Genomic DNA, 13,125 nt, shown 5'->3' with positions numbered 1-13,125 from the left:
CGAACGCGGGAATCCATTTTTAATCACCATGCTCTGCAACATGGATCCCCGCGTCCGCGGGGATGACGGAATGACCGCATCGGTCCATCTAAAGAATGCCGTTCTGGGCTTAACTGAACGGCATTACAGCCCAAGCTGCTTTTTTTACATCGACAAAATATCAGAATCAGAACTGATCCTCTGTCAACGCCATCACCCCGCTGCTGCCTTCGACAATCGAGATGCGATAAGCGTCAGCCTGGGACAGTATGTGTTCGGCAAAGAAACGCGCCGTACCGATCTTGGCCTGATAAAAATTACTATCGCCCGCAGCCGACTGCAGTTTTTGCGTCGCAATCAGCGCTGCACGCCCAAGCTGCCAGCCGCCCAGCACAATCCCGGCCAGTTTCAGATACGGCACGCTACCGGCAAACACGCCCTTGATATCGCTCTTCAGATTGTCGACCACGTAGCTGACAACCTGCTCCAGCGCATCAGCACCGCTGGCCAGCTGCTTGCCGATGGCAACCAGATCAGCCGCACCGCTGCTCGCCAGTTCCGCTTGCGTAGCACGCACTTGAGCGACGATGCCCTTGGCGACTGCGCCGCCGTCGCGCACTGTCTTGCGGCCGATCAGATCGTTGGCCTGAATTGCCGTGGTGCCTTCATAAATCGTCAGAATCCGCGCATCGCGATAGAACTGCGCAGCGCCGGTTTCTTCGATGAAACCCATGCCGCCGTGGATCTGCACGCCGGTCGACGCCACATCAATCGAGATCTCGGTCGACCAGCCTTTGACAATCGGCACCATGTATTCATAGAACGCCTGATTGGCTTTGCGCGTTGCCTCGTCGCCATGATGATGGGCCGCATCGTGAGCAGCCGCGGTGACGTAAGCCAGCGCGCGCGCCGCCTCGGTCTGCGAGCGCATGCTCATCAGCATGCGGCGCACATCGGGTTGGTGGATAATCGTCACCGCACCGGCGGAGCCCGCCAGATCGCGCGATTGCACCCGGTCTTTGGCGTAGGCCAGCGCTTTTTGATAAGCACGCTCGGCGACGCTGATGCCTTGCAAGCCCACCGCAAAACGCGCAGCGTTCATCATGATGAACATATATTCGAGGCCGCGATTCTCCTCACCCACCAAGGTGCCGACAGCGCCGCCGTGATCGCCGAACTGCAGCACCGCGGTCGGGCTGGCTTTGATGCCGAGCTTGTGTTCCAGCGAGACGCAATGGACGTCGTTGCGCACGCCCGGCGAACCGTCCGCATTGACCATGAATTTCGGCACGATGAACAGCGAAATGCCCTTCACGCCTTCCGGTGCATTCGGCGTGCGCGCCAGCACCAGATGGACGATATTTTCAGCCATATCGTGCTCGCCGTAGGTGATGAAAATCTTGGTGCCGGAAATCTTGTAAGTACCGTCGCCCTGCGGCACGGCACGGGTGCGCACCAGCGCCAGGTCGGAGCCGGCTTGCGGTTCGGTCAGGTTCATGGTGCCGGTCCATTTGCCGGATACCAGATTCTCCAGATAGATCTGTTTTTGCTGGTCGCTGCCGGCTGTCAGCAAAGCTTCAATCGCACCGTCGCTCAACAGCGGGCACAAGGCAAAAGAAAGATTGGCTGCATTCAGCATCTCTATGCACGGAGTCGCCACCAGCTTGGGCAAACCCTGGCCGCCAAATTCGACCGGATGCTGCACGCCTTGCCAGCCCGCTTCCGCAAATGCCTTGAATGCCTCTTTAAAACCCTTGCTGGTAGTGACTTCGCCGTCATGCCAATAGCTGGGCTCCTGATCGCCGCTACGGTTCAAGGGCGCCACCACTTCACTACAGAATTTGGCGTTCTCTTGCAGCACTGCTTCAACGGTTTCCGGCGTCGCGTCTTCGCAACCAGGCAGTGTGCTGACCTGCTCCAGACCCGCCAGTTCGTTGAGCACGAACAGCATGTCTTTCAACGGGGCGACATAACTCATGAGTTACTCCAAAAAATTGGGCGGCACCACTTGGCCTGACATTGCCAGTACCCGCGATACCACCCGTATGCTTTCCATTTTTAACCAAGCGTTGCAATCAACGCCGTGTAAAACGCTAGTGACTTAGCCCAGTGCCGCCACCAATTGCGGCACGATCTCGAACAAATCGCCGACGATACCGTAATCCGCCACCGAGAAAATCGGCGCTTCTTCATCTTTATTGATGGCGACGATGACTTTGGAATCTTTCATCCCGGCCAGATGCTGGATCGCGCCGGAAATGCCGACCGCGATATACAGCTGCGGCGCGACGATCTTGCCGGTCTGTCCGACTTGCCAGTCATTAGGCACAAAACCCGCATCGACCGCAGCGCGCGAAGCGCCCATTGCAGCGCCCAGCTTGTCGGCCAGCGGCTCCAGGATCTTGAAATTGTCGGCAGAACCCAGGCCGCGGCCGCCGGATACGATGATCTTGGCAGCCGTCAGTTCAGGGCGATCCGACTTGGCCAGCTCGCGCGAGACAAATGCGGACTTGCCGAAGTCGGCTGCGGCCGCGATATTCTCCACGGCAGCAGAACCGCCGCTTGCAGCGGCATCAAAACCGGTGGTGCGAACGGTGATGACCTTGGTCGCATCGCTCGATTGCACGGTGGCGATTGCGTTACCGGCATAGATAGGACGTTCGAATGTGTCTGGGCTGTCGACCTTGGTGATTTCGGAAATCTGGCCGACGTCCAGCTTGGCCGCCACGCGCGGCAAGATGTTTTTACCGTAGGCTGTAGCCGGCGCCAGGATATGGCTGTAGGCGGCAGCCAGGGCCAGTACCTGCTCGGCGACATTTTCGGCCAGGCCATCAGCAAAATAGGCGGCGTCCGCTACCAATACTTTGCTCACGCCAGCCAGTTGCGCTGCGGCTTGAGCGGCTGCGCCGCAGTTGCTGCCGGCAACCAGAACGTGGACTTCGCCGCCACATTGGCTGGCGGCAGTGACGGTATTGAGAGTGCTACCTTTTAATGAGGCATTATCGTGTTCAGCAATGACTAAGGCTGTCATGTGGGCTCCTGTGTTGTGTACGCTCGCCTGCATCACGGGACGCGGCGCGGCGCTTGATTCTTGAATAGGTTGTGGTTCGATAAGCTAAGCCGCTGCTCGCTTATAGGACCTTGGCTTCGTTCTTCAGCTTGGCGACCAGAGTCGCTACGTCAGGCACCTTGATACCGGCGCTGCGCTTGGCTGGCTCCACCACCTTCAGCGTCTTCAGACGCGGCGTGACGTCCACGCCCAGATCGGCCGGCTTGAACACGTCCAGCGTTTTCTTCTTGGCTTTCATGATGTTTGGCAGCGTCACATAGCGCGGCTCATTGAGGCGCAAATCGGTGGTGATGATGGCTGGCAGCGTCAGGGCAATGGTTTCCAGGCCGCCGTCGACTTCACGCGTGACAGTGACTTTGCCTTCTTCCAGCACGACCTTGGATGCAAAGGTCGCTTGCGGCCAGCCCAGCAGCGCGGCCAGCATCTGACCGGTTTGATTGCAATCGTCGTCGATTGCCTGCTTGCCGAGGATGATCAGCTGCGGCTGTTCTTTGTCAGCCACGACTTTCAACAGTTTGGCCACCGCCAACGGTTGCAGATCGGCGTCAGCGGTATCGACCAGGATGCCGCGGTCGGCGCCAATCGCCATCGCCGTGCGCAAGGTTTCCTGGCATTGCGTCACGCCGCAGGAAATCGCGATCACTTCGGTCACTTTGCCGCCTTCTTTCAGGCGTGTGGCTTCTTCCACCGCGATTTCGTCAAACGGATTCATCGACATCTTGACGTTAGCAATATCTACGCCGCTACCGTCCGACTTCACCCGCACCTTGACGTTGTAGTCGACGACACGCTTGACTGGTACTAATACTTTCATCGTTATGCCTTTTATTGAAATAAAAAATCTGGGTTGATGCGGGCCAATACAAATCCGCGTGAATCGACGCGAATCGACGCGAATTGACGTTAACGTAAATCCTAATTGGAATTATAAGAGAGAATTCGATCCGACGCTGAAATTTAGCACGATCGTTCTATTAAATATTAGAGCAAACCGACTAATCGCGCCTGCCTCTTGTAAAACAAGGCAGGCTGGACCTGGTTTATGCATTGGGAATAGGATGTGTCGACCTGGATCAAGGCGGCCGAAAAAAGGCAAAACTGAGATAAGGCACGACCAGCAGGACGCTGGTTGTAGCATAAATATTGATGGGCAAAGACTTACGGCAGAACGGCGCTTAACTATTTTTTAACTACTGTTTTTAACTACTTTCTTATTTGCGCTTCATGAAGAAAATAAACTCTCTGTTTTCTTCGCTCTGCTCCAGCAAATCATTACCGGTCTGCTTCGCGAACGCCTGAAAATCGCGCACCGAGCCAGAATCAGTCGCCAACACGCGGAGTACTTCGCCACTCAGCATGTCTGCCAACGCCTTCTTGGTTTTCAAAATCGGCAGGGGGCAATGCAGACCGCGTGCGTCGAGTTCTTTATTAAATTCCATAACCACTTCGTCTTAATGTAAAAATTTTTAACATTTGCTGCTATTTGATGATTCTACTCCAAACGCAGATCCCTTTGACGCATCGCAGCAAACCATCAATCATTTTTACAACAGCAGCGTCACGAACAAATATGTCTTTAATACAATTTTTAATCAATTCACATGCTAACATTCATGCCACAAAGTAACTAAATGTAACGGATACACATCAGGGATAATTTCGCTCCCCCAGCGACTCCTGGTGAACCATTCTGAGGAACCAGCATGCGGGACAGTTTTAGCGAAAAACCTTACAACAACATTACTCCGTTCTGGCAACGCTTACCGCACTTTTTCCTGTATCCGATGCAGCAACAGCTGATCTGGCGCCCGGCGCTGTATGCCTTGATCGGCAGCGGTTTATGGTTATTAGGCAGGAGCGGCGAGGATGACGGCTTCTCACCGATCATTCTCATCATCGCGATACTGGTCGGGCTGGGCCTCTCTCTCGACCTGATGCGCCAGGCATTCCGGATTCTGGAGCAAACCTCGCTCGGCAACCTGCGTTATGCCGATTTCGACGCGCCGGACGACATGCACAAGATGACGCCCTACAAGCTCTACTTTGTGATGCTGGTACAAGGTCTTTTCATCGGCATCATGGCCGAACTCCATCCCTTCCTCGGTCTGTCGGGAAACGCCGTGGCCAACCTGATGCTACCGGCCAGCATCATGGTGCTGGGACATACTCACAGCTTTACCCACGCCATCAATCCGTTCAACGTGTTCAAGATGATCAAGGCCTGCGGCTGGCCTTATCTGGCGCTGTGGGCGTTCGGCTTCATATTGAGCCAGTGCGCGCCGATTACGGTTGAGCTTTTTCTGGGAAAATTGCCGATAACCCTGCTGATCGGCCTCAGCATCTTCGCTTTCGCCTATTTCACTTTGGTAGGCTTCAATTTGATGGGTTACACGATGTACCAATACCACCAGGCGATCGGCTATGCGCCGGATCGCAATTTTGAAACCAATGCGCTCGCCAGCAGCCGCAGCAATCGTCCTTTGAGCGACGATGAAATTCTGGCGCAACAAATCGGTGCGCTGATTCGCGACGGCGATATCAACACGGCGATCGAAATGGTGTGGGAAGAACTGCGCTACGATCAATTCAACCCGCAATTGTCTGGCCATTACGCCAAACTGCTGATGCTGAAGGGCGACAAGAGCAAGCAGCTGGAATATGCACCGCGCCATCTGTTTACGCTGGCCCGCTCGGGTAAAGCCGGCCGTATCGGCGATGCCTGGCGCCAAGCGCGCCAGCTCGATCCTGAGTTCAAAATCGATAATCCCGATCATGTCTTGGAAATTGCAGCGGCCGCCGCTTCGGTGCGCGAATATCAGATTGCGCTAGAGATCGTGTCGGGCTTCCACAAGCGCGCCGCGCATCATAAAGATGTGCCGGCAGTGCTGGTCTTGGCCGGCAAGCTGTTGTCAGATCACCTGCGCCAGGATGCGCGCGCCTTATCCCTGTTCAATCATGTGATAACACAATGGCCGACCAACCCGGCGGCCAGCGAAGCACAGCAATACAAGAACGTGATCGAAGGCTTGACGCAGAGTTCCGGACAAACCTGATCAATAGCGATTGCCCGGACTGGCCGCCAACCGGCTTTCTTCACTCAAGGGAAACTGCTGCAACAACAATTGCTGGTAATGCCGCGCCTTGTCGTGCAAACCCGCCGCCATGAAACCCCTGGCGACGCACTGCACCAGCTGCGGCAATTGCTGATGCTGGCGCGCAGTCACCATCAATATCTGCAAAATGGCTGCCGCGGTTTGCGGCTGGCCGTTCAAGGCGAATCGCTTGGCGACAGCCAGCGATTGCTCGCTGCTCAGCTGTGGCCGCGGCTCGGCTCTCGCTACATAATCCAGGTAGACCTGATGGATCTTATCTTCGGCCAGGCTGCCTTTCGGCAAACGCAGCAGCAGCGCGGCGGTCTTGTGGAAAGCCGCCCCTGCCGGCGCTTGTTTCGACAGATTGAACAATTGCAGCAACCAGTCCGGCTGCGGCGCTTTTTGCTGCGCCAGTGTCTTGCTCACCAAGTGACTGAAATCGCGCCGGGCGCGCTCGAAATCCAGTCTGCTCAAGGCCGCATACGCACTCTGCTGCAGGCTGCGCAACAACTTATCGTCGTCGGCAGGAGCGACATAACTGGCATGCGCCTGCTCCAGCTTGCGCCGCGCCAGCAAACGATAGACCAGGGCGAGCAAGGCGCCGCCCAGCAAGCCGCCGATATGGGCGTAATAATTGGTATTCGACGGCCCGCCGAACCACAGATCAAACGCCTCTTTACCGACCCAGATCGGCAACATGATCAAGGCCGGCGCCTTGAAAAAATCGAAGTAAAACAAGAACCAGTAAAAGAAACGTATCTTGCGCAAACCGTACAGCACGGTGTACATCCCCATGACACCGGAAATCGCGCCCGATGCGCCCAGCGACATGATCATGCTATCGCCGCGAAACACGAGATAAAACGCCGCCGACAACAAGCCCGACAAAAGATAAAACAGCAAATACCAGCCGCCGCCCAGCAGGATTTCCACCGCATAGCCGACCATCGCCAGGAACACCATATTGCCCAGCACATGCTCGACGCTGGCGTGCAAAAACATATGCGTGAGCAGCGTGACCGGGCGCTCGGATGCTTGCGCCGGAATCAATGAATAGCGCTCCGTAAAACTGCGCTTGCGGGTCAGCACATAGTGCTCTCGCTGCTCCTTCCATTCGGCCAGATCGTCGTCAGCGATGGCGCCCAGCACAGCCGGTTTCGCTTGCTGCATCAGGACGCCAAAACGAAGGTCGGCATCCAGCGCGTACCAGGTCTCAATAAGCTGCCGATAGTCGTTCAATGAAGGAGTCTTGCCGTCCCGGGCGGCAGCCAGATCGGCGCGCGCCCGCAATTGCTGCCAGCGCGCCAAGGCACGGCGCATGGCAGTGGCGGCCTCAGGCTTGTTATCGCTTTCCAGATAACGCGCATAGGCAGGAAATTCGAATTCAGGTAAGCGCGACTCGACCAGATAGTAGTGCGCGGCAGGCTCCATCTGGCTGCGCTCATGCCACTGAATGCCGAAATAAATCAGCAAGTTGACCAGCACCAGCAAAATAGTGACCAGCGGCGGGCGCTTCCAGTCTGGCTTACGGTCTACCGGGATAATCAGCATGGCGGCTCAGGAGCAGGAGAAAATTTCAATAGTGCAATTTTACCCAGTCATTGCCGCATGGCAGCGTTATTTTTTGCACATTAATTTTCTTCTGCCTTGGCTGCCATGCGATTTCAAGTTTTCAAGGCAAGCTCAGGCTGCGTCTTCGGCAACAAAGGCCGGTCGACATACTCAACCGCCAGCCCTTGCGCCCGCATCCAGTCGGCGACAGCGTGGCCGGTGCCGGCGCGCCAAGGGCGCAACGCAGGCGGTTCTATCAAGCGATATTCCAGCAGTTCCGGCGACAGTTGAATCCGGCCGGACGCCTTGACGTGATAGGCGATGATGAGCTCGTTCTTGCGCATGAATTCGTAGACGCCGATCAGCGTGATCTGTTCGGCGTCGAGATTGGTTTCTTCCTTGAGTTCACGCGCGACGCCCTGCTCCGGGGTTTCATCGCGTTCCATGAAACCGGTGATCAATGCAAACATGCCCTCTTCCCACGCCGCATTGCGCGCCAGCAGGATCTTGCCGTCAATCTCAACCACCGCCGCCAGCACCGGCAAGGGATTGTCCCAGTGCGTCCAGTGCCCTTCGGGACACGCCAGGCGCAACTTTCCAGCCTCGCCTTCATCGGCACGCTGGATCAAGGATGCGGCACAAACCGGACAGAATTTAAATTCGCTCATGGCAGAGTTGATTAAGTGAAGACGGAATCAAAAAAGCGGGAAGAACCAATCCGCGATACTACTGCGATTTGATGCTCCCCGCTTTGGCCAGCCACTACCTCAGTGGCGGCTTTTTCTGTAACAAGTTTTTACGCGCGTTCGCCGACCCACGCAGCGACGCCTTGCAGTGCCGCCGCCAGGCCGCTGGCGTCGGTGCCGCCGGCTTGCGCCATATCGGGACGACCACCGCCTTTACCACCCACCTGCTGGGCCACGAAGTTGACCAGTTCGCCGGCCTTGACCTTGGCGGTAGCGTCGGCGGTAACGCCGGCGATCAGGCTTACTTTGCCATCCTTCACCGCAGCCAGGACAATCGCGGCAGTCTTCAGCTTATCCTTCAGCTTATCCATGGTTTCGCGCAAGGTTGCACTATCGGCGCCTTCCAGCGTAGCCGCCAATACCTTGATGCCGTTGACGTCAACGGCCTGGGTGACCAGTTCGTCGCCCTGGTTCGCCGCCAGTTTCGACTTCAAGCTGTTCAATTCCTTTTCCAGCGCCTTGACGTGTTCCTGCACCTGCGCGATACGCTGGGTCAGTTCTTCCGGTTGCGCTTTCAATGCCGCCGCAGCTTCATTGACACGATTGCTCAGGCTCTGCACCAGCGCCAGCCCGGCTTCGCCGGTCACCGCTTCGATACGGCGGATGCCGGCGGCAACGCCGCCTTCGGCCACGATCTTGAACAAGCCGATATCACCGGTGCGGCTGACGTGGGTGCCGCCGCACAATTCTCGCGATGTGCCGATAGCCAGCATCCGCACTTCGTCGCCATATTTTTCACCGAACAAGGCCATCGCTCCGGCGCCGACGGCATCGTCGAACGACATCAGCTTGGCTTCGGTAGCCACATTGGCCAGGATTTCGCGATTGACGATTTCCTCGATGCGACGAATTTCATCGGCGCTGACCGGCGCATTGTGGCTGAAATCGAAGCGGGTCTTGTCGGCGTCCACCAAAGAACCTTTTTGCGCGACATGGCCGCCCAATACTTCACGCAACGCCTTGTGCATCAAGTGCGTGGCCGAGTGATTGCGCACGGTGCGCGCGCGCACCGCGCTATCCACCTTGGCGCTCAACTTATCGCCGACTGCCAGCGAACCGCTGCTCAGATTGCCGTGATGACCGAAAACGTCGGCCTGGATTTTCTGGGTGTCGGCAACCACAAACACAGCACCGGCGGCTTCCAGCACGCCGGAATCACCAACCTGGCCGCCCGACTCGGCATAAAACGGTGTGGTATCGAGCACTACGATCGCATCCTGGCCGGCTTCGATTTTTTGTACTGCGCTGCCATCCACATACAGGGCCAGCACCTTGGCGTCATGCGCCAGGGCGTCGTAACCGACGAAACTGGTCTTGTCGCCGTTGTATTCCACGGCGGCGGCCATCTTGAATTTACCGGCAGCGCGTGCGGTCGATTTCTGACGTTCCATGGCGGTGGCAAAGCCGGCTTCATCCAGCTCGACTTCACGTTCGCGGCAGATATCCGCGGTCAGATCGAGTGGGAAACCGAAAGTGTCGTACAGCGTGAATGCAGTTTCGCCGTCGAGTTTTTTCGGCGTCTTGGCCAATGCCGTTTCCAGAATCTTCATGCCGTGTTCCAGCGTTTCGCCGAAACGTTCTTCTTCCTGCTTCAGTACCTGTTCGACGCGCTCTGCGGCTTCCGGCAATTCCGGATAGGCAGCGCCCATTTCCAGCACCAGGTCCTTGACCAGCTTGTAGAAGAACGGCTTGGTCTGGCCCAGCTTGTGGCCGTGGCGCAGCGCGCGGCGGATAATCCGGCGCAACACATAACCGCGGCCTTCATTGCCAGGGATCACGCCGTCGACCACCAGGAAAGAACAGGCGCGAATGTGATCGGCGATCACTTTCAGCGAATTGTTTTCGAGGTCGGTGATATTGGTTTCGCGCGCAGCTGCCTTGATCAGGCGTTGGAACAGATCGATTTCATAGTTGCTGTGCACATGCTGCAATACCGCAGCCAGACGCTCCAGGCCCATGCCGGTATCGACGCACTGCTTCGGCAGCGGCGTCAAGGTAGCCTCGCCGGTCTTCGGATCGATCTGGCGATCGAATTGCATGAACACGTTGTTCCAGATTTCGATGTAACGATCGCCGTCCTGCTCCGGGCTGCCTGGAGGGCCGCCCCAGACATCGGGACCGTGATCGTAAAAAATTTCGGAGCAAGGACCGCAAGGACCGGTATCGGCCATCTGCCAGAAATTATCCGACGCATACGGCGCGCCCTTGTTGTCGCCGATACGCACGATGCGTTCCTTCGGCAGGCCGATGACCTTGTGCCAGATGTCGTAGGCTTCATCGTCGGTTTCATACACCGTGGCCCACAGCTTGTCAGCCGGCAGGCCATACACCTTGGTCAACAGTTCCCAGGCCCAAACCAGCGAATCGTGCTTGAAATAGTCGCCGAACGACCAGTTGCCCAGCATTTCGAAAAAAGTGTGGTGGCGCGCGGTATAGCCGACATTTTCCAGGTCGTTGTGCTTGCCGCCGGCGCGCAGGCAGCGCTGGACCGAGGTAGCCCGCACATAGTTGCGCTTTTCAGTGCCCAGGAACACGTCCTTGAACTGCACCATACCGGAGTTGGTAAACAGCAATGTCGGATCGTTGCCTGGCACCAGGCTCGACGAGCGTACGATGGTATGGCCTTTGGATTCAAAGAATTTGAGAAACTTTTCGCGGATTTCGGCTGAGTTCATGTTCTTGGGCAAAAAATGAAACGGGGCAAGGAAAAAAGGCAAGGGAACAGGCTCAACACCATACGCGGATCCGAGAGCTATCCGTAATACGGTAGATGTATGTCCTTTTGCAAACCCTTGATTATACGTGATACCGGCCCGGCCATTCCGCCGCGGCACGATGAAAAAAGCCCATCAGGATCTCTCCCGACGGGCTTTGAATGATATGAAGCCTGCATTCCGGCGAAATTCCGCCTGATTTCAGCTTCCTATCAGCTCTAGAGCGAGCTTTTAAGCGCCCTTGTTGGTTGGTGTAGGAGCGATCTTGTGGCTTTTCTTGTGGTGATGTTTTTTGCTCACTTTTTTTACAGGTGCTGCTGCGGCATCAGGGGCCGGAGCTGCCATTGGCGCGGCAGGAGCAGGTGCTGCTGGAGCGTTTTGCGCCATGACTGGCAAAGCGAAAGCAGCGATAACTACGGCAGCCAGTAATTTATTGATCTTCATTTTGACTTCCTTTCGGTTATTGTAAAAACAAGCAAATTTGATGCTTTACGCATAAAACTGACGATCAACCATTCGCCTGATCACGGTGGATATGGCCTGAAACTCGGTTCTGCACTCTATTAACGCCAGCTTGTTGATTTGGTTGACATGAGCTTACGGCTGGTTTTGGCTTTGCTCCAGCCGCCCGGATCAGGAAAAATCGGCGCCGATCAGGTCGATCCGGTCAGTGCAAAACCCATCCACGCCCCAGCCGAGGATCTCCCTGGCCCTTGTCGGCGTATTCACCGTATAGCAAAACAAACCGTAGCCCGCCTGGCTGACCGCCTGCGCCTGCATCGGCGACAGGTATTTGTGGTTGGTGTGCAGAGCAACCGCATCCAACTCCTGCAGGCGCTGTTGCCAGTCATCTTCGATGACGTCAGTCAAAAAACCGCGCGGAATATCGGGCGCCGCGACTTGTGCCGCACGTAGCGCCTCAAACGAGAAAGACGAAAATAAAGGAAGAGCCGGGTCGGCCCAGGTGCCACGTCCGTCGGCCACGTGCGCCGCCACCTCATCCGCAAAAAATTCCTCTGTGACCTGGGCCACGATGCGTCCGGTTTCCACCTCTTTCCCTTCGGCCGGCTTGATTTCGACATTCATCCAGATACCGTGCTGCCGGCAAAAATCGAGTGCCTGCCGATAAGTGCATACCGGCTCGCCGGCAAACTGCGGCCCCAGCCAGCTTCCCGCATCCATCGCGGTCAACTCATCCGCGGTGAAATCGGCAACCTTGTCGACGCCGCGCACGGTGCGGCCAAATACTGCGTCATGCATCAGGATCGGTACACTGTCGCGCGCCAGCATGACATCGAACTCAACCGCACGGTATCCATGCTCCAGGCCGCAACGCAGCGCTGCCAGCGTATTTTCCGGCGCCAGCGTACCGCCGCCGCGATGCGCGACTATTTTTGGATAGGGCCACATAAATCTTCTCTTTCCATCGAATAAATAAAGAAATAATAGGGAAATAAATCAGCATGCATGACAGGAGTGTTTTGAAAACAAAGCCACAGCCTTTGCTTGCCGTCAGTACCAATCTTAATGGATTTGACTGATTTGGCAATCGTCGGCCATCCGTGACTATTGACGACCGCTGGCCGCGATTCGCGCCATGCAATCCCGGTTTCGTCGCATTCCGCTTTTTCACGGCAGCTGATCAAGCCACAATCGCTTCATTCCCACGTCACGGAGGACGGCAATGAACGACACCAGCCCAAGCTGTCAGGACGCAAAGCGCCAGGTAGAAAGGAAAATCGGTTTTTTCGTGCACCTGGCGGCATATTTGATTGTCAACAGCGGCCTGGCGCTGCTGAATTTCTTGCATAATCCGGGGCAGCCGTGGGCAATGTGGCCGCTCCTGGGTTGGGGAATCGGGTTACTATTCCACGCCTTGGCGGTGTTCCTCAACACCCCTGGCGCGCAATGGAAACGGCGCATGATAGAACGAGAATTAGACAAACAAACTCGACAAAAATAAGCACACTCCT

Annotated in this window: 11 protein-coding genes; 2 read left to right on the top strand and 9 right to left on the bottom strand. The window is 56.4% G+C overall.

Going from position 1 to position 13,125, the window contains the following annotated elements:
* Positions 1-166: 166 nt before the first annotated feature.
* The 4 genes from KHU33_RS16730 to KHU33_RS16715 form a co-directional block, all read right to left on the bottom strand.
* Positions 167-1,957, bottom strand: coding sequence for an acyl-CoA dehydrogenase (locus tag KHU33_RS16730; RefSeq protein WP_211464937.1), 1,791 nt, complete (start codon positions 1,955-1,957; stop codon positions 167-169).
* Positions 1,958-2,080: 123 nt separating this feature from the next.
* Positions 2,081-3,010, bottom strand: coding sequence for an electron transfer flavoprotein subunit alpha/FixB family protein (locus tag KHU33_RS16725; protein WP_211464935.1), 930 nt, complete (start codon positions 3,008-3,010; stop codon positions 2,081-2,083).
* Positions 3,011-3,110: 100 nt separating this feature from the next.
* On the bottom strand, positions 3,111-3,863 hold the full coding sequence (locus tag KHU33_RS16720; protein WP_211464933.1) for an electron transfer flavoprotein subunit beta/FixA family protein: 753 nt from the start codon (positions 3,861-3,863) through the stop codon (positions 3,111-3,113).
* 397 nt (positions 3,864-4,260) lie between these two features.
* On the bottom strand, positions 4,261-4,488 hold the full coding sequence (locus KHU33_RS16715) for a sulfurtransferase TusA family protein (RefSeq protein WP_038491550.1): 228 nt from the start codon (positions 4,486-4,488) through the stop codon (positions 4,261-4,263).
* A 264-nt stretch (positions 4,489-4,752) separates the two neighbouring features.
* Here KHU33_RS16715 and KHU33_RS16710 point away from each other — a divergent pair, with 264 nt between their 5' ends.
* The gene (locus KHU33_RS16710; RefSeq protein ID WP_211464931.1) at positions 4,753-6,102 is read left to right on the top strand and encodes a hypothetical protein; all 1,350 of its coding nucleotides are present in this window, start codon (positions 4,753-4,755) and stop codon (positions 6,100-6,102) included.
* On the opposite strand, the gene KHU33_RS16705 is transcribed toward KHU33_RS16710, so the two are convergent.
* The 5 genes from KHU33_RS16705 to ugpQ form a co-directional block, all read right to left on the bottom strand.
* Complete coding sequence (locus KHU33_RS16705; protein ID WP_211464930.1) at positions 6,103-7,692, bottom strand: rhomboid family intramembrane serine protease; 1,590 nt, start codon at positions 7,690-7,692, stop codon at positions 6,103-6,105. It abuts the gene before it with no gap.
* 113 nt (positions 7,693-7,805) lie between these two features.
* On the bottom strand, positions 7,806-8,360 hold the full coding sequence (locus tag KHU33_RS16700) for an NUDIX domain-containing protein (protein WP_211464928.1): 555 nt from the start codon (positions 8,358-8,360) through the stop codon (positions 7,806-7,808).
* A 128-nt stretch (positions 8,361-8,488) separates the two neighbouring features.
* Positions 8,489-11,113, bottom strand: a complete 2,625-nt coding sequence (alaS, locus tag KHU33_RS16695) for an alanine--tRNA ligase (RefSeq protein ID WP_211464926.1) — start codon at positions 11,111-11,113, stop codon at positions 8,489-8,491.
* A 270-nt stretch (positions 11,114-11,383) separates the two neighbouring features.
* On the bottom strand, positions 11,384-11,596 hold the full coding sequence (locus KHU33_RS16690; RefSeq protein ID WP_230414328.1) for a hypothetical protein: 213 nt from the start codon (positions 11,594-11,596) through the stop codon (positions 11,384-11,386).
* 189 nt (positions 11,597-11,785) lie between these two features.
* A complete protein-coding gene (gene ugpQ, locus KHU33_RS16685) occupies positions 11,786-12,562 on the bottom strand; it encodes a glycerophosphodiester phosphodiesterase (RefSeq protein WP_211464924.1) in 777 nt (258 codons plus the stop codon).
* A 274-nt stretch (positions 12,563-12,836) separates the two neighbouring features.
* Between ugpQ and KHU33_RS16680 the strand changes: the two genes are divergently transcribed.
* Positions 12,837-13,115: a 2TM domain-containing protein gene (locus KHU33_RS16680; protein ID WP_211464922.1), complete on the top strand. Its 279-nt coding sequence runs from the start codon at positions 12,837-12,839 to the stop codon at positions 13,113-13,115.
* Positions 13,116-13,125 lie beyond the last annotated feature (10 nt).

It is taken from the genome of Collimonas silvisoli (genome assembly GCF_018305005.1).
GTDB lineage: Bacteria > Pseudomonadota > Gammaproteobacteria > Burkholderiales > Burkholderiaceae_D > Collimonas > Collimonas silvisoli.
This window is presented reverse-complemented; position numbering and strand designations above follow the sequence as displayed.